Here is a 17,649-nt window from a genome sequence, read left to right as displayed (position 1 = left end):
GAAGAAGAATAATAAAATATAAAACAGAGCCCGCTTTTTCATAATTCATAGGATTTTTTTTTAAATGCCTTTTGCTAAAGCAGTGCATTATTTAGATGCACTGCCCTCACTAAAAAATTCAATTTCCGTTGCGCTTACTGGTTGTAGAAGTCTCCCAGTCCCTATCCTTTCTAGCCTTTTCACTAAATAAAACTGCTTCCGAAATAGAAGAAATGGACAGGATTGTTTCTTTCTCATTTGTTAGAAGTGTTGAATCTTGGCGTTTGGAAATCTCGTATTGGATTATAAAATCATCAACAATGTGGTACTGCTGTCCACGCAGATTTCCGAGATTGACAATATATCCCTTGACATCAAGTTTCAAAGATGATCCAAGTGCGCTTTCATCAGCGATGATGAGTAAGGTGCCGACAGGATCCCCATCAGAAGAAATCGTATCTAAATCAGGATTGTTTTTTTCAGAAATCTTTAATGCACCGCTGAAAACCTGATCTCTGAGCACTGACATTACTCTGCCTTTAATACGGGCAGGTATCAGAAGTATATAATTTCCCGCCCGCACTTCCCCAAAGTTGTCCTCTGAAGAAGTTCCTTTTTTTAAATCTGAACTTCTCTCTTTTTTATTTGTTTCTTTCGAAACCGCACTTGAATCGGAATTGTCAAAGTCATCATTTGAACATGAACCTAAGAAAATAATTAAACCAGTTAATAATAAATTTTTCATAATGCAAAATGGTTTGGTTAATTGAGAATTATCTCAGTCCATTTTGCCCGGGCCAGCAGAACTTTTGCTCAGTGCTTTACTGAATCTTTGCTGTTGAATTCAGAGCAAATCTAGAGCGCAAAAAAACATTAATCAAGGACATATGTGCGGGTTTTCGGAAAATCCACTACTGATTTCCATGAAATCGATAAAGTATTTTTCCTACATTATTACACTGTTTTTCAAATATTTACAGTATTTTTGAATGCTTCTCACAGATCGTTTCCGCATTTTTAAATATTAATCTGTTTATGCTTTTTTCCAGGGCGTAAACTTAAAGTTTCCATGTATTATGAAATGTACATTACCTGTATTGCTGTTTTTATTTTTAGTCAAGTCATTAAATGCGCAGAAGATTTCAAAATCAGTTCCCGATTCTCTTGTATTTAAAACATATACTTATCTGGATGATAGGATTTATGAATACAAAAATGACAGCCTGAAAGCAGCTCCTTATTTATTTGCCTATTTAAAGAAAGCAAGACAGGAAAAGAATTATGAAGAGACCGTTAATGCATACCAAAACATACTGCATCAGTCTCCAATGAATCTGCGTTTGAAATATGCTGACAGCATGGTGATCGCAGCTGAAAAATCAAAAAGCGATGAACTAATCGGGTCAGCTAATCTATCGAAAGGGATCGTCTATTACAGCCAAAAAAATTATGTGAAAGCATATGACTATTACATTAAGGCAAACGAAAGCATTTCCAAAACTGAAAATGATTATCTGATCTACAAAACCAAATATCATATTGCGCAGATTAAATATTATCTCGGCTTTTATGATGAGGCCATTTCACTCTTTACTGACTGCCTTGAATATTTTAAAAAAAATCAGGCTCGCCCTTATTTGAATTCACTGCATTCATTAAGTGCCTGCTATAATAAAGCTGGCGATTACAGCAGATGTTCGCAGACTAATGCGTTGGGACTTGCAGAATGTGAGCGGCTGAAAATTCCGGAAATGGAATTGTTTTTTAAACACTCGGAAGGAATCAACCAGTTCTTCCTAAATAATTATCATACCTCCATAAAAATGCTTCAGGAGGTTATACCCCAGCTGAACAGCATCACAGAATTTGCCAACATATCCATTGCAAATTTTTATATAGGAAAAAGCTATTGGAAACTTCAGCTTCCTACAAAAGCAATTCCCTACTTTAAAAAGGTTGAAAAGGCTTTTATTGAGAAAGGATACATCCGCCCGGATTTAAAGGAAGTTTTTGAATTAATGCTTAAATATTACAAGAAGGAGAATAATCTGAAATCCCAGCTTTATTACATAGACCAGCTTTTAAAAGCTGACTCTGTATTAACAGATTCCAATACGTATCTGGTGGGAAAAATCCATAAGCAGTATGATACTAAGGAAATTCTGCTGGAAAAAGAAAAAATACAGCAGCAGCTTGTAAAAGAGAAATATTACGACGTTATTTTGATCAGCGTGGTTGTCGTTCTGTTCTCCGCTGTTATTTACGGGACCTATAACCACTTTGAAACCAAAAAGCGCAATAAGATCAAATTTGATCTGCTTCTGGAAAAAAACGATAAAAACAGCATACAGAAACAGACACCCGATAAATTCGAAATAACCGACATTTCGCAGGAGACTGTACAGCAGATAATAAGACACCTTGAAAAATTTGAAAGGGATAAAAAATTCCTGCACAAAGAGGCAACACTAGCCACTTTAACTGTACGGTTTAATACAAACAGCAAATACCTCTCAAAAGTGATATACCATCGCAGCGGCAAGCGTTTTGCCGATTATATCAATGACCTAAAAATTGATTATCTCGTGGAGCTGCTGCGAAACTCAAGCTTGCATAGAAATTACTCCATTGGCTCCCTGGCGGAGGAAGCTGGTTTTACTTCCACTCCCCGATTCACCAATGCATTCAGCTCCAGAACAGGAATTTCAGTCAGTTATTTCCTTAAGGAATTGAAGAAAGAGAATTCGTGAGAATATTTTATTACCAATACCGTTTTCATTTAAGGCAAAATTTTACTTTTGCTTACTTAATTTAAAAAATTGTATAATGAAAGACCTAATTGCAAAAATCAACGCTGAAATCGAAACGTTTAAAACAGAATCTGAAGCTGTAGCTGAAAAAGGAGTTAAAGCTGCTGGAGCGAGAGCAAGAAAATCATCGTTAGAAATTGAAAAACTTTTAAAAGAGTTTAGAAAAGTTTCTATTGAGGAATCAAAAAAATAAAATAGAAAAAGAAAGATATTTTAAATATCTTTCTTTTTTTCTATATAATAAAATTTGTCTTCAGCATCCCCATATTTACTTTCAACAAGAGTAAAAAAATCTGCCAAAGAAATTTGTCTATAAAAGCAAATAATTTTTAATGTTGATACTGGAATTTTATAACCTTCAATTTGATTAATTTTTCTGGCTATTGATTCATGGACGTTATGTTGTCGGGCCCATTCTCTAAATGAATCAATATCTATCATCCATTCTTCTTTTATAAAATTACAAACGTGTTGATCCACTAGAAAAACTTTGGTTTTCTTTGGTTTTATTAACTGTTTATTATTTTCATTTTTCAAAGCCATCAAGACAAAAGAATTGAATAATTATATTTTTTCTGCACACTATAGTGTGCAATTCAAAATAATATTCTATATTTGTTATCAAATACATATATTTGCGATACTTCAAATAATATAATATGAAGCGTTCGCTTTGAACCTGCTCTCTAAAACTGGTAATTTTAATACGCGCAGGAAGATAAGTGTAAATGCTCACGCCAAATGGCGTGGGCTCACTTATTGCGCGTGCGGTATACCAGTACCCAGAGAGCGATAAGCTGAGTTTAAACCCACGCCTCCTTTTTAGGAACACAAGTATAACCTCATCATTTCTTAGCCACTGCTTTTTATTCAGTCTCGCATTAAATTTAAACCTTAATGTAAAAATATTTTATTTGTAAAAAGAGCAGTCAATTCTATTATGCTTATTAAGCCGTTTACTTAATACATAAAAATGGCCCTCAGCTGCAGCGACCAAACTAGAGCAGAGGACCTTAGCTAATCAAATATCCATTTAACTAACCAATCCCAATATTATGAATTATTTTTCATTTTTTAAGGATGGAAGAGCTCTTTATTGCCTATTTTTTGCTGGCATTCTGCTGTCTTTTTCCACCGTTCATTCCAGAAACTTTCGAAATTCCAAAACGCTTTATTACCAGAGCCATCAGGTTCAGGGGATTGTAAGTGATGGAGCTTCTCCTCTGCCCGGAGTGGCAATCATCCTTAAAGGCAATAACAATATGGCCGCAATCACAGACTACAATGGCCATTATTCGCTTCAAGCTTCCTCTAGCGACACATTAATAGTGTCTTTTATTGGTTTCAAAACTAAATTTATTCCAGTAAATAACCAGATTAAAATTGACATTAAGCTGGAATATGATACCACAACTCTGCAGGAGGTTCGGGTAAATGCTGGTTATTATTCCGTAAAGGAAAAAGACCGAACGGGGAGCATTGCCCGAATTACCTCCAAAGATATTGAAAACCAACCAGTAACCAATGTATTAGCCACCATGCAGGGCCGCATGGCAGGTGTTAATATAGTGCAGAATACAGGAATGCCTGGAAGTGGATTTTACATAGAAATACGCGGGCTAAACAGTTTAAGAAGCGACGGAAACAGTCCTCTTTACATAATAGATGGTGTGCCATATTCTTCACAAGGCATAGGCAGCAGCTATACTTCCGCAAATATGCCGGCACAAAACAGTCCTCTAAACAGCATCAACCCGTCCGATGTAGCATCAATCGAAGTTCTGAAAGATGCTGATGCAACTGCTATATACGGTTCCAGAGGAGCAAATGGCGTAGTGCTTATTACAACCAAAAAAAGCAAGTCAGGCAAAACATCTGTCTCCGTAGATTATTCCAATGGTCTGGGCAGGGTTACAGGTTTTAAAAAAGTGCTTGATACACCACGTTATATTGCCATGCGTAAAGAAGCCTTTGCCAATGACGGAATAACCCAATATCCTGCAAATGCATATGATATCAACGGCACATGGGATCAGAATCGAGAAACTGACTGGCAGAAAGAACTAATTGGAGGGACTGCCGAATATACTAATCTGCAGACTACTATTTCGGGAGAATCGCAACACACGCAGTTTCTTCTTAGCGGAAACTACTCTAAAGAGACCACCGTATTTCCCGGCAACTTTAATTATGTCAAAGCCAGCGGAAGGGCAAATATAAATCATGAATCAGAAGACGAAAGATTTCATCTGAATTTCTCAGCGGTATACTCTGCGCAGTCCAGCTCGATGCCTCTTGTGGACCTTACACAGACAGCAATTCAGCTTTCCCCTAATGCGCCGTCGCTGTATGATCAGTCAGGAAATCTCAACTGGGAGAACAATACCTTTCAAAATCCTGTTGCTATCTTAAATGGACAGACTAAGGGCAATACTTTTGATCTGCTTTCAAATGCTATACTTTCTTATGAACTTGGAGCCGGCTTTTCAGCTAGCGCAAGCTTAGGTTACACAAATCTGGATCAAAAACAGATAAACCTGCAGCCATCAACTATATACAATCCCTCGTATGGGCTAGGAACCGAATCATCACTGGCCATTTCTAATATTGTAAACCGCAATTCTTGGATAGTTGAGCCAAAATTATCATGGACAAAAAAACTAGATAAAATTGCATTTGATGTTCTGGCAGGTACAACTTTCCAGCAGCAGAATGGGGATCAGTTCATTACGCAGTCTCGAGGATTCACTAGTAACAACTTAATCAGCAACCCTGCATCCGCATCTTCCAATATTGTCTTAAACAGTGACGAAACGCTGTATAAGTATCAGGCCTTGTTCGCGAGAGTAAATCTTAATTTGGCAGGCCAATATATTTTAAATCTCACAGCAAGAAGAGATGGCTCAAGCCGTTTTGGACCCGGAAGGCAATTTGCAGATTTCGGGGCTGTGGGAGCAGCATGGATATTCAGCGAAAGCAGATGGATGAACGCCAATTTTCCTTTCTTAAGTTATGGAAAATTACGAGCAAGCTATGGCACAACAGGTAATGATCAGATAGGCGATTATCAATTTATGGATACCTACAGCACTTCAGGCACCAAATATCAGGGAATTTCCGGAATGCAGCCCAGCAGATTATTTAATGCTGATTTCGGCTGGGAGACAAACAGAAAAATGGAAATGGCGATTGAAGCAGGATTTCTGCAAGACAGAATTTTTACTGGTCTTGCATGGTTCCAAAACCATTCATCTAACCAACTGGTAGGGATACCTCTTCCAGGCACAACAGGTTTCAGTTCTATTCAGGCAAATCTGGATGCCGTGGTACAAAATAAAGGAATAGAATTTACCCTTAAAACTCAAAATATAACAAACAGCAGTTTCAATTGGACCACCAGTTTTAATCTTACCAGCATTAAAAACGAACTTATTTCTTTTCCAGGATTGGAGGTCTCAACTTATAAAAACAGGTATGTAATCGGAGAACCTTTAAATATAGTTAAAACTTACCATTATACAGGCCTTAATCCTGCTACCGGCATTTATCAGTTTGAAGATGTAAACGGAGATGGTGTATTTACGGCAAATCAAGACCGGCAGACTACAAAAAATCTAAATCCCAAATATTACGGAGGTCTGCAGAACCATATACGATTTCACAATTTGGAACTGGATTTTCTTTTTCATTTTTCAAAACAGCAGAATTACAGTGAAAACTATGGACAGCCAATGCCGGGAACAATGAATAACCAGTCTGCAGGAGTTGCCCAGCACTGGCAAAGTGAAGGAGATTTAGGGCCCTATCAGGGTTACAGCGTGTCAAACTCAGCAAAGCAGCAGGCTTATCTAAGATATCTGCAGAGTGACGCTTCAATTGTAGATGCTTCCTACATACGTCTCAAGAATATTTCCCTGACCTACGAGCTTCCAAGATCCTGGACGAAGAAAATTATCTGCAGACTAAGTCTTCAAGGCCAGAATGTATTGACATTCACCAAGTACAAGGGAATTGACCCCGAGTTTAAAACTTCTGGCTACCTCCCTCCTTTAAAAATTTATACAAGCAGTATACAATTGACTTTTTAATTAAAAGCTTCTTATTATGAAAAATATAAAATTAAGTATAAAAGCACGGCTTCTTGTTCTTGCTTTAACCAATCTATTCTCGGCATGCTCCGGATTTACCGATGTGGATTTGCCTTCTTCACAACTAACATCTACGGCAGTTTTCGCGGATAAATCCACTGCCAATGCCGCCATGGTGGATATCTATTCGAAGATGCGCGATAAAGGATTCCTGACCGGCTACCCTACTGGCTTAACGGTGCAGCTTGGCTTGTATGCTGACGAGCTCAGTTTTTATGGGAACGCCGCAGCAGTTCAGGCAAACTTCTACAATAATTCATTAATGCAGACTGATACCGCACTATTAGAATTATGGAATAGCAGCTACAGCCAGATTTACGCTGCCAATTCAGTTATTGAGGGAATAAAAGCCTCAGCAACGTTTGCGAAGGCAGATAAAGATCAGCTTCTTGGAGAGGCAATTTTCGTTAGGGGCTTGATTCATTTCTACCTTCTGAATACGTTTGGTCCAATTCCATACATAACATCAACGGATTATAAGGATAACAGCACCGTCTCAAGAATGCAGGAGAGCCAGGCTTACCAAAAGATTAAGGGTGATCTAGAACAAGCTGTTGATCTTCTTCCAAAGCAATATACTGGAAGTGACAGGTCAAGACCTAACAAATTTGCGGCAAAAGCGGTTCTTTCCCGTGTCTGCCTTTACATGGAATTGTGGCAGGAAGCTGCAGACGCCTCATCAGCCGTTCTAAATCAGAGTGATTTGTATGTTTGGCCGCAGTCAATAAATACGCTTTTTGAAAAGCAGAGCCAATCTACAATCTGGCAGTTCATGCCAGCAACAGCAGGTACCAACACATATGAAGGAAGTTCGTTTATTTTTCAGCAGGGACCTCCCGCATTAACTGCAGTTTCTCAAGATCTTTTTAATTCCTTCACCATAGGCGATCTACGAAAAGCACAATGGCTCAAGGCAGTTTCAAATGGCGGCTCCACTTGGTATCATCCCTATAAATATAAAAACCAGTCAAGTACGGGAAGCACATCTTTAGAATATTCCATTGTGCTAAGACTTGCCGAACAGTACCTTATCAGAGCTGAAGCACGGGCGCATACAGGAGATCTGATCGGTGCAAAAGAAGACCTTAATAAAACCAGAAACCTCGCAGGACTTGGCAACACTTCCGCTTTAAACTCTGAAGACATCCTTAAAGCAGTCTACACGGAAAGACGACTAGAATTATTTACGGAATTTGGACACCGCTTTTTTGATCTTAAAAGAACTGGCAGACTCGATAAGGTTCTCCAGCAATTTAAAAATCAATGGAATACATCAGATAGATTGTTCCCGATTCCAGAATCTGAATTATTGTTAAATCCAAATCTGCTTCCCCAAAATGAAGGCAATTAAATTTATATCCGCCAATACTTTTTCTAGGTTTACCTGTTTCATTTTTTGGTTAGTAACCTGCCCTATGTTATTAGGGCAGGCTGGCCAAAAAAGAATGCTGACACCCGCTGATTACAAACAATGGAGCAAATTGTATCCTGATAAGATTTCAAACAATGGCAACTGGGCAAGCTACCGTCTGAATTATAAATATACAGACAGCGATACACTTGTCCTGCAGAAGATCGCTGGAGGCCAAAAGCAAAAATTTGCCAATTGTAGAACAGGTAAATTTAATGCCGAGCTACAATTCGGATGTATTTCACAAGATACACTTTATCTGCAGAATCTACACACTGCAACTGCCGATAAAATTGCTAATGTCGTTAGTTTTGATTTTTCAAAAAATAATAGATATAGTGTAGTACTTAGAAATAGTAATGATAACAAGCAGTTCCTTGAAATTCGAACTTTAACTGGCAAAGTAGTCTATCAAAGGAAAGACATAACCAGCTATTGTTATGATCCGGACCAGAAGGGCGTTGTTTTTAATGTCTCTAACAACAATCATTATGGTACAGAATTGATTCTTTTTAAAGACCCCATCGACATAAAAATACTAGCAGCTAACCAAAGTACACCGTTAAAAAAGCTTTACTGGGAGGCAGATGCAATTTCTTTTATGGGAGATATTGGTCAAGGATCGAAGTTTTATTATTACAGCATTAGCAAAGATAAACTCAGCATTCTTAATTCCAAAAGTAATGGTTTTCCAAAAGGCATGCAGATAACTGATTCGCCGCTCGGTAATGCAGCGCATGCGAAAAGCGGAACAAAAGTACTTGTAAGGCTTAAATTTTCCGATGACACTTTAAAAAGTATAGATCCGAAAGATGTTGAGATTTGGAACACAAGAGACAAGCTTTTGTTCGACTACCGCAAGTATTTTGGCAACCCAAAAATGTCCGATAAAATGGCATTATGGAATATTCAGGAAAACAAAGTACAGCTTATTACAGATAGCACATTTTCAGCTGGATTTATTAGCAGTGACTATAATTATGCCTTTATCTATGATCCAATTGCTTACGAGCCGCAGAGTAGACAGTTCTGCCCTTATGACCTATATATTCTTGACCTTAATAGCGGCACTCGCAATCCAATTGTGAATAACCATACAGCCGATGCAAAACCTTTCGGATCTCCAGACGGTGCTTATCTATGCTACGCTAAAAGTGGACAATGGTGGATATACAGCATTAAGAATGACAGCCATATCTGCATTACCCTTAACCTGCCTAATTCCTTTTTTGCAGAGGATAATAACAGTCCCTCGGAAGACAAGCCTTACGGCATAGGCGGTTGGACTAGCGATGGTGAAATTATACTATATGACAGATACGATTTGTGGAAAATCTCGCTTGACGGAAAAAAGAAAAAGAGATTAACCAATGGAAGAGAAATCCAAAAGACTTTTAGGATTAATTCCTTTAATCCTAATCTGTTGTTTGATAAAACTGTATCGGGCACTTACACACTGGATTTAAAAGTAGGTTTCCTCCTGGAAACAGTGAATAAAGAAACTGGTGCTACTGGCCTGAGCTGGTGGAACATCAATTCTGGAATTAAGGAAATGGTCTGGGGCAATAATAAGATCAGTCTAGTTAAAAAAGCTCAGGATAAAAGTATTTACATGTATGTCTCTGAAAGCTTCGAATCTTCTCCTAAGCTGATGCTTTATAAAGACAAGGCTACTGAAATAATGCAGAGCAATCCTCAACAGAAGTATTTCTACTGGAGCAGAAATGAGAAAATTGAGTACATTTCCGATGGCATTAAAACAAAGGGAATTCTTTTCTATCCTGCTGATTTTAAAGCAGACAAGAAATATCCGATGGTTGTACACATATATGAAAGACAATTCAGTTATTTGAATGATTATATAAATCCTTCAATGATTTCCAATACTGGTTTTAACGTCAATAATTATACTGCTAATGGCTATTTTGTCTTGTTTCCAGATATTAATTATGAATTTGGAAATTTAAAAAAATCAGTAACCAACAGTGTGCTGGCTGCCGTGGATGCCGCAGTGGCAAAAGGTTATGTGAATGCAACTAAGGTGGGGCTTATCGGCCACTCTTTCGGCGGGTATGAAACTGATCTAATAATTACTCAAACCGATAGGTTTGCAGCCGCAGTTTCAGGCGCAGCGTGGACTGATCTGATCAGTTCATATTTATATGTAGGCCCTCTGTTTCGAAGACCTGATTTCTTTCGTGCTGAAGACCACCAGATTCGAATTGGAAAATCCCTTTTTGAAGACATGAAGAGCTATTTAAATAATTCTCCTGTACTGTTAGCATCAAACGTTAATAGCCCTTTACTAAGCTGGGCTGGAGCCGAAGACCGTCATGTTAATATGCAAAACAGTTTGGAATTTTATCTGGCTCTAAGGCGTCTGAATAAAGAGCACATACTGCTTGTTTATCCCGAGGAAGAACATACTCTGGAAAACAAAAAGAATGCTCAAGATTTGAATATACGTATAATGGAATGGTTTGATTATTACCTGAAAGGAGAAAAGAAAAAAGAGTGGTTTGGCACATATTATAACTAAGTTTCTTTTCTAAATAAATTAAAAATGCCTCCACCGAATTTAAACGATGGAGGCATCCTTCTCATAGAATAGCACCTTACTACTCACTTCTCTTTAAAGGTAATACACAATTTGATGGCTGCGAATAAAGCTGATTTCCCGTGTCGGGAGCAGTACATGCCTCATCACCTTGTTCATCACAAAATGCTTTAGGTATGTTACAGGCATTGTTAACGCTGATGTGCTCATACCCATTCTGTGCAAAAACTTTTGAACTTTCCTTAGTCGAGCTTGTGCCTGCAGCACTAGCAAGTCCAAAAGCCACAACTGCCATCGGCAGACCGATTTTAAAAACATTTGCTTTCATAATAATATAATTTTACGGTTAATGATCTACTCTTTTTTACAGGTTTTCGATCAAACCCCTGCTACTTGGCCAATAGATTAATACTCTTTATTTCGTATATTTTGATGTTATTTTCGTCCCTATTTTATAGCGTATAATCTGTGTTCCAATAAGGACATATAAGTTATCATTTTGTACAATAAAACTTTTCATTTTTCTGCCATTTAGATGATAGATGCAGAAACTCAGCAGGTAGCTCTTATCATTCAAATTATACACGTCAATAATACTTGCCTCCTCCCAGATCCTATCCTCTTCAAACCTGCCTGGTATTGCTGAATTTACAAATAACAAATTCTTATAGACAGCACTGTTTTTATTTACATATAGAGGCGGAGTGGAAAACTTACGCTGCTGATGCTTTTTATCTTTTGCAATATTTAGTTTGGCTCTGCTGATAGTATCGATAGTGGTTCCTCTTCCAATAATTTTTAAACCTTTGTCGGCTATTGTAAATTGGTTTCTGTAATAATAGAGATATACAATTTTATCTAGTCCGCTGCTGTAAAGCAGATGACCGTCAGTATCAAATACGCCGTCGAACTGCTTCTGTAATATCGACGGATTTAAAATCGTATTCTTCTTTTCTCCCACGTTAATAATTCCTAACACATTATCGCCTGTTCTGGAATTGTTGGCAACCACTGCTACCGATACAGAATCCAATGCTTGAGTCGTGGTAAAATATTCTCCACCCTTATATGCAAGTTCCGCTTTCCAATTCTCAATTCTGCCTCTGAAAACACATGGGACACTGCCATCTGCAGCAAAAAAATAAGGAGACCGAACAGAAAGTCTAATACCCCGAAACGGCAAATTCTTGCGGTTTAATTCTATCATTTTTTGCCCAGTAATAGTTAGATGAGTATTAAGAGTTGTTATCAGAAGCGGTGCTGTACTATTACCGAGAAAAATATGGAAGCTGTCTGCTCCAGCTATATAAAAAGAATTCAGTTTTAAATCTTTCCCATTTACCTTTTCAATAGGGGTCTGCGGAAAACGTCTCGTCAATCTATTATGATAATGTATAATCTTTTCAGAAAATATAAACATCACAACAACTACACTGATACTGCTGATTGTGATAGCTGAAAATAATGCTGTTAATTTTTTATTATTTACCGCATGAAATTTCTGCGTGCCACTGTTTTTATAAAGGATGATTCCCAAAACAGCGAGAAAAACAAAGAATAAATTAAATACAAGATGTGACTGCCAACCAAGTTTTTCCAGAACGCCGCCACAAGAGCAGGGCACAAAAGCAGTGTAGTTAAGTATTATAAAAATATAGGCTGTAAACATGACCATTAATCCATAAGCTGCGAAAAGACCTGAGGCTTTATATCTAGGAAATAAAAGCAGAACGCAGATAATAATTTCAGATACAGGGACAATAACAGCGATTTGCTCAGCAAAGGCACTAAGCAGAGGCGACTGCCCGAGCTGGATTCTGAAGTGTTGGAAATCCATAAGTTTGCTAGCAGAGGCATAAATGAACAGTAGGATGTAGAGCAGGCAGATAGTTTCTGCAATGTAATATTTAGTACGGTCGCTTAAGGTCATGATCTTTCTGTTTTAATACTTTAATAATTTCTATTTTCTTGATACTATCAGTATTCATCCATGCAAATGTAAATCAGATTTTTCATTCAAATCCTTTAAAAATCAAGCCAAAATCTTTGAAAATCAAGCAATTTTACATATTCGATTGAATAAAAAAAATGCCTGAACTTTGTAAGAATAGCACAGGCATTAAATCATAGTAATTGTTTTTGGAATCAGCCTTTTACAGAAGCGCTGATTCCTGCAAGTTTTTCATGCAGTTCTATAAGTCCCGCTTTCTGAAGACACTCTTGTGAGATCCCTTCCAGTTCTGTCTTTCCCTGCTCGCTTATGCTCTCTAGGAGTACCGATGACCCTTCCCTTATCTTCAGTCCGTCCTGTATCAGATGGCTTAAAAGCAGTACATTTTTTCGTGAAATTTTTAGATCCATTTTCACCATCTCATTCATGCCAGGGATACTCAAAACAGTATCAAAAACCTTGGCGGCATCATTTGCTGTTATCATACTTCATCATTTAAAAATTAATACTTCACTCAGTGTAAAATTAAAAAGGATTATGCCTTTTTACCCTACTCAAAATTTGGGGAGGATTGCAGGGCTTGAAGGCCTTTTCTAATTTAGCTCTCAGGTAAATCCCTAATACCACTTCAATTGGTGCATTTAGATTTTTAAAATAGATTCTGGAATCGGTTTTCTTTAAAATTTAATAGGGATGACAGCTTCTACTTGACTGATTTCTAAAGCTGAAAAAAGCATTTTAGAAGCTTACGGACTGCGGTTTTTAGCAGTCAGCAAGATGTCTGGTTGTATCACAACCAAAAATCTTGCTGCCCCTCTGCTCGGAACTCGCTGGCAGTGAAACTTTAAGATTGAATGAAATTGAAACAATGAAAAAGAAAAGATCATGGAAGAAAAAAACAATGGCAGAAACAGATGGCTGCACATCCGGCTAACCAAAGAAGAATTCGAGCAGATAGACAGAAATTTTAAAGCTTCAGTATGCCGCAAACGAAGTGATTTCGTGCGCAGAAATCTGCTGAGAATACCTATTGCTCTGAAGTACAGAAATGAGTCGCTGGATAATCTGCTGCATGAGCTTATCCAGCTCAGAACACAGCTTAATTTCTTTGGAAATAATTTTAATCAGAGCGTTAAAAAACTCCATACCCTTTTTGAAATTTCCGATTTAAGAGTCTGGATCTTGTCTTTTGAATCTGATAGAAAAAAATATTTTTCGCTGGTTGAAGAAATAAAAAAACAAATTGAAAATCTCGCTCAAAAATGGTTGCAGTCATAAACACAGGACACTCGATAAGAGGTATCCTCATCTATAATGAGAATAAAGTTTCCCAGGGTGCAGCTGTGTGCATCGGCGAGGGAAATTATCCCATCGATATTGAAAAAATGTCAGAATATTTTAAGCTCGGTGTATTTCTAAAACAGCTCCAGCTCAATGAAAATGTCAAGCGCAGCGCAGTGCACATTTCGCTGAATTTTGACCGTTCAGACAAGGATTTATCCAAAGAAAAACTCATGCAGATCGCCTCTTCTTATATGGAGAAAATTGGATTCGGCGCGCAGCCTTATCTGGTCTACCAGCACCACGATGCGGGACATCCACACCTTCATATCGCATCCATAAATGTGCAGGCAGACGGATCCAGGATTAACATGCACAATCTTGGAAGAAACCAGTCTGAAACTGCTCGCAAAGAATTGGAGATTTCTTTTAATCTGGTTCGGGCGGACTCGAGAAAAAAACAGAGTCCAGCGCTTATTAATGCCATAGATGCGGAAAAAATAAAATATGGGGCAATAGATTCCAAGAGAGCCATTAGCAGTGTACTAAATGCAGTCATCCCGCACTACAAATACACAACGCTGGGCGAGCTCAACGCAGTATTGAATCTGTATAACGTCAAAGCAGAAAGGGGAAAGGAAAATTCAAAAATGTTTCAGAATAGAGGACTGATATACCAGATTCTGGATGAGAATAAAAAGACCGTCGGGGTTCCCATAAAGGCCAGCAGTTTTTATTCTAAACCCACCCTTTCTCAGCTCGAAATTAATTTTGCCGCCTCCAAAACTTCTCGCATGAAAAACATGAAAAGAACACGAAATGCGGTGGATCTACTGCTGTTAAAATACCCAAACATTACGCTCTCGCAGCTTGAAACGCGGCTGGCGAACCAGGGCATTACGGCAGTTGTCAGAAAAAATGAACAGGGACTAACATACGGCATGACCTATATAGATCATAACACCAGATGCGTTTTCAACGGAAGCAGTCTTGGCTCAGAATATGCAGCCAAAGGGCTCTTGCAACGTCTGGGCAATTCGTCCCATTCTGAGAAGCAGTATACAATTCCTAATGGTACCGCTCAGAAGCACGGCTCTTTTATTTCCGCAGGGGAAGTACAGCGGATAATTGATGAAGTGCTTTACGCCGGAACGTCGTCAGATTACATTCCCAGAGAGCTTAAAAACAAGCAGAAAAAAAGAAGGAGAAAAGGACAGTCAGATAGTAATTAACACATAAAAATCATCAGCATGCAGACAGGAGAAAATGAACAAGCGCTAAGAAAAATTTTAGATATGACTAGACTAATGAGCATCGCAGTACTGCTCATCCATTTTTATTATTACTGCTTTAATTCCTTCAGGCATTGGAATCTCGCTCCGGATTTTGCCTGCAGGATAATGGAGAATATTTATCGTACGGGGCTTATGGACAGCTTTCATAAATCAAAGCTTTTTGCACTTGGACTCTTGGTTATTTCCCTTATGGGTGCCAGAGGAAGAAAAGATGAAAAACTCCGTTTTAGAACTGCTTTTAATTATATATCAATGGGCCTTCTGCTCTACTTTGGATCCTATCTGGCTGTTCTAATCTTTTTGGATCCTGAGGTGTACTCCGTACTATATATCTCACTGTGTTCTTTGGGCTATCTGACGACACTTTCCGGAGGCACCCTGCTCTCCCGCATAATCCGCAGAAAGCTTAGTTCGGCAGATATTTTTAATAAGGAAAACGAAACTTTTCCTCAGGAGGAAAGGCTTATCGAAAACGAATATTCCGTTAACCTTCCCGCTCGTTATCACCTCAAGGACAAAGTGCGCAGCAGCTGGATTAACATTATAAATCCCTTCCGAGGCATTCTGGTTCCAGGTACGCCAGGTTCGGGAAAATCATACTTTGTAATCCGCCATATAATTACCCAGCATATTGCCAAGGGCTTTTCTATGTTCATCTATGATTTCAAGTTCGACGACCTAACCGTTATCGCCTACAATGCCTGGCTGAAATTCCGTCATCTTTATACCGTGGAACCCAAATTTTATATCATAAATTTTGACGACCTCTCCAGAACCCATCGTTGTAATCCTCTTGATCCTGCAGCAATGACAGACATTACCGATGCTGCTGAATCTGCCCGTACAATCCTTATGGGACTCAACCGGGAGTGGATTAAAAAACAGGGCGATTTCTTTGTGGAATCCCCTATAAATTTCCTGACGGCCGTCATCTGGTACCTGCGGAAATACAACGATGGCGAGTTCTGCACCCTGCCCCATGTCATTGAAATGATTCAGGCAGATTACGAAAGCCTTTTCACGCTTTTGAGAACTGAAAAAGAGATCGAAGTGCTTATCAATCCCTTTGTCAGCGCATTCCTAAATGAGGCAGTCGACCAGCTGGAGGGTCAGATCGCGTCGGCTAAAATCTCGCTGGCGAAACTCTCTTCTCCCCAGCTTTACTACGTGCTCTCGGGCAGTGATTTTACCCTTGACATTAATAATCCATCTGATACAAAAATTGTTTCAATGGGGAACAATCCGCAGAAAATACAGACATACGGGGCAGTCCTTTCCCTTTTTGTCAGCCGTCTTATCAAACAGGTAAACCAGAAGGGAAAGCTTAAAAGCAGTCTCATTTTTGACGAGTTCCCCACTATCTATCTCAATAATATTGACAGTCTGATTGCAACGGCAAGAAGCAACAAAGTGAGCACCTGTCTGGGGATCCAGGACTTCAGCCAGCTTCGCAAAGACTACGGCCGCGAGCAGGCTGATGTGATCATTAATATAGTCGGAAATATCATCAGCGGACAGGTAAACGGTGATACTGCAAAACAGCTCTCAGAGCGTTTCGGAAAAATAATGCAGGACCGCGAAAGCCTCTCTATAAACAGCAGCGACACCTCCATCAGTCGTTCTCGACAGCTGGAATCCGCAGTGCCGCCATCCAAGATTTCTACGTTGAGTTCAGGGGAATTTGTTGGCATGACAGCCGATAACCCTGACTGCCGCATTGAGCTTAAAACCTTTCACTGCGAGATCATCAACGACCATGAAAAAATAAAAAAAGAGACGGATAATTATAAGGAGATTCCAGTCATTCGGACAATTGATAATGTCATCGTCCAGAAAAATTATCTGCAGATTAAAATTGAGATTCAGGAAATAATCCACAGTGAAATGGAAAGGATAATTAAAAATCCGTTGCTTTCCGCACTGCTTCTCAAAAAAGAAAAGTGACCTTAAGATTCTTGATAAAGCAAGAAATCAAACCCTTACGAGAGAATGAAGTCAATACAATTATAATTACTTAAAAAGTACCAATTAAGAGTTCTTTTAAGGAAGTTTCAAAAACTCAATTAAAAGAAAAATATCAATTTGAATTTCCAAATTTCAGGAATTTTAAGGTCGATATTTGCTTTTTAAGTCCTACTTAACCTATCTTTATACAAAGAAATTCGTTAAAATTTCGAGGTACACTTTTTTCTCCGCATGCTCTTAAATAACATATAA

Annotated in this window: 13 protein-coding genes; 8 read left to right on the top strand and 5 right to left on the bottom strand. The window is 38.5% G+C overall.

Annotation, left to right across the window (positions count from 1 at the left end; all coding sequences use genetic code 11):
* Positions 1-118: 118 nt before the first annotated feature.
* Positions 119-724 carry a hypothetical protein gene (locus J0383_RS19800; RefSeq protein WP_207295681.1) on the bottom strand — a complete coding sequence of 202 codons (606 nt, stop codon included), beginning with the start codon at positions 722-724 and terminating at the stop codon, positions 119-121.
* A gap of 331 nt (positions 725-1,055) precedes the next feature.
* Here J0383_RS19800 and J0383_RS19795 point away from each other — a divergent pair, with 331 nt between their 5' ends.
* Both J0383_RS19795 and J0383_RS19790 read left to right on the top strand, forming a co-directional pair.
* Positions 1,056-2,729, top strand: a complete 1,674-nt coding sequence (locus J0383_RS19795; protein WP_207295680.1) for a helix-turn-helix domain-containing protein — start codon at positions 1,056-1,058, stop codon at positions 2,727-2,729.
* Between the two features lie 76 nt (positions 2,730-2,805).
* A complete protein-coding gene (locus J0383_RS19790; RefSeq protein ID WP_207295679.1) occupies positions 2,806-2,982 on the top strand; it encodes a histone H1 in 177 nt (58 codons plus the stop codon).
* Positions 2,983-3,002: 20 nt separating this feature from the next.
* Here the strand turns inward: J0383_RS19790 and J0383_RS19785 are convergent, their stop codons facing one another.
* Positions 3,003-3,332 (bottom strand): hypothetical protein, encoded by a 330-nt coding sequence (locus tag J0383_RS19785; protein WP_207295678.1) that lies wholly within the window; start codon positions 3,330-3,332, stop codon positions 3,003-3,005.
* A gap of 512 nt (positions 3,333-3,844) precedes the next feature.
* Here J0383_RS19785 and J0383_RS19780 point away from each other — a divergent pair.
* From J0383_RS19780 to J0383_RS19770, 3 genes are all read left to right on the top strand, one after another.
* Positions 3,845-6,877, top strand: a complete 3,033-nt coding sequence (locus tag J0383_RS19780) for a SusC/RagA family TonB-linked outer membrane protein (RefSeq protein ID WP_207295677.1) — start codon at positions 3,845-3,847, stop codon at positions 6,875-6,877.
* A 16-nt stretch (positions 6,878-6,893) separates the two neighbouring features.
* The gene (locus J0383_RS19775; RefSeq protein ID WP_207295676.1) at positions 6,894-8,288 is read left to right on the top strand and encodes a RagB/SusD family nutrient uptake outer membrane protein; all 1,395 of its coding nucleotides are present in this window, start codon (positions 6,894-6,896) and stop codon (positions 8,286-8,288) included.
* 64 nt (positions 8,289-8,352) lie between these two features.
* Positions 8,353-10,887, top strand: coding sequence for a S9 family peptidase (locus J0383_RS19770; protein WP_207295675.1), 2,535 nt, complete (start codon positions 8,353-8,355; stop codon positions 10,885-10,887).
* A 79-nt stretch (positions 10,888-10,966) separates the two neighbouring features.
* On the opposite strand, the gene J0383_RS19765 is transcribed toward J0383_RS19770, so the two are convergent.
* From J0383_RS19765 to J0383_RS19755, 3 genes are all read right to left on the bottom strand, one after another.
* Positions 10,967-11,233: a DUF6520 family protein gene (locus J0383_RS19765; protein WP_207295674.1), complete on the bottom strand. Its 267-nt coding sequence runs from the start codon at positions 11,231-11,233 to the stop codon at positions 10,967-10,969.
* 87 nt (positions 11,234-11,320) lie between these two features.
* Positions 11,321-12,835, bottom strand: a complete 1,515-nt coding sequence (locus tag J0383_RS19760) for a MauE/DoxX family redox-associated membrane protein (RefSeq protein ID WP_207295673.1) — start codon at positions 12,833-12,835, stop codon at positions 11,321-11,323.
* Between the two features lie 215 nt (positions 12,836-13,050).
* Positions 13,051-13,341 carry a hypothetical protein gene (locus J0383_RS19755; protein WP_207295672.1) on the bottom strand — a complete coding sequence of 97 codons (291 nt, stop codon included), beginning with the start codon at positions 13,339-13,341 and terminating at the stop codon, positions 13,051-13,053.
* A gap of 400 nt (positions 13,342-13,741) precedes the next feature.
* Here J0383_RS19755 and J0383_RS19750 point away from each other — a divergent pair, with 400 nt between their 5' ends.
* The 3 genes from J0383_RS19750 to mobC are packed head-to-tail and all read left to right on the top strand — an operon-like array spanning position 13,742 to position 17,376.
* Positions 13,742-14,134, top strand: a complete 393-nt coding sequence (locus J0383_RS19750; protein WP_207295671.1) for a plasmid mobilization protein — start codon at positions 13,742-13,744, stop codon at positions 14,132-14,134.
* Entirely contained in the window at positions 14,119-15,369 is a 1,251-nt protein-coding gene (locus tag J0383_RS19745) for a relaxase/mobilization nuclease domain-containing protein (protein ID WP_207295670.1), read from the top strand. Before J0383_RS19750 ends, J0383_RS19745 begins: the two co-directional genes overlap by 16 nt.
* A gap of 18 nt (positions 15,370-15,387) precedes the next feature.
* Positions 15,388-17,376 (top strand): conjugal transfer protein MobC, encoded by a 1,989-nt coding sequence (mobC, locus tag J0383_RS19740; RefSeq protein WP_207295669.1) that lies wholly within the window; start codon positions 15,388-15,390, stop codon positions 17,374-17,376.
* The last annotated feature ends 273 nt before the right edge of the window (positions 17,377-17,649 follow it).

Source organism: Flavobacterium endoglycinae, from assembly GCF_017352115.1.
GTDB classification, from domain to species: Bacteria; Bacteroidota; Bacteroidia; order Flavobacteriales; family Flavobacteriaceae; genus Flavobacterium; species Flavobacterium endoglycinae.
The sequence above is the reverse complement of the archived record's forward strand: the minus strand, read 5'-3'. Positions and strand labels throughout refer to the sequence as shown.

Coding starts and splice junctions, on each gene's coding strand:
- J0383_RS19800 (WP_207295681.1), bottom strand. CDS start 724: ATGAAAAATTTATTATTAACTGGTTTAATTATTTTCTTAGGTTCATGT.
- J0383_RS19795 (WP_207295680.1), top strand. CDS start 1,056: ATGAAATGTACATTACCTGTATTGCTGTTTTTATTTTTAGTCAAGTCA.
- J0383_RS19790 (WP_207295679.1), top strand. CDS start 2,806: ATGAAAGACCTAATTGCAAAAATCAACGCTGAAATCGAAACGTTTAAA.
- J0383_RS19785 (WP_207295678.1), bottom strand. CDS start 3,332: ATGGCTTTGAAAAATGAAAATAATAAACAGTTAATAAAACCAAAGAAA.
- J0383_RS19780 (WP_207295677.1), top strand. CDS start 3,845: ATGAATTATTTTTCATTTTTTAAGGATGGAAGAGCTCTTTATTGCCTA.
- J0383_RS19775 (WP_207295676.1), top strand. CDS start 6,894: ATGAAAAATATAAAATTAAGTATAAAAGCACGGCTTCTTGTTCTTGCT.
- J0383_RS19770 (WP_207295675.1), top strand. CDS start 8,353: ATGTTATTAGGGCAGGCTGGCCAAAAAAGAATGCTGACACCCGCTGAT.
- J0383_RS19765 (WP_207295674.1), bottom strand. CDS start 11,233: ATGAAAGCAAATGTTTTTAAAATCGGTCTGCCGATGGCAGTTGTGGCT.
- J0383_RS19760 (WP_207295673.1), bottom strand. CDS start 12,835: ATGACCTTAAGCGACCGTACTAAATATTACATTGCAGAAACTATCTGC.
- J0383_RS19755 (WP_207295672.1), bottom strand. CDS start 13,341: ATGATAACAGCAAATGATGCCGCCAAGGTTTTTGATACTGTTTTGAGT.
- J0383_RS19750 (WP_207295671.1), top strand. CDS start 13,742: ATGGAAGAAAAAAACAATGGCAGAAACAGATGGCTGCACATCCGGCTA.
- J0383_RS19745 (WP_207295670.1), top strand. CDS start 14,119: ATGGTTGCAGTCATAAACACAGGACACTCGATAAGAGGTATCCTCATC.
- mobC (WP_207295669.1), top strand. CDS start 15,388: ATGCAGACAGGAGAAAATGAACAAGCGCTAAGAAAAATTTTAGATATG.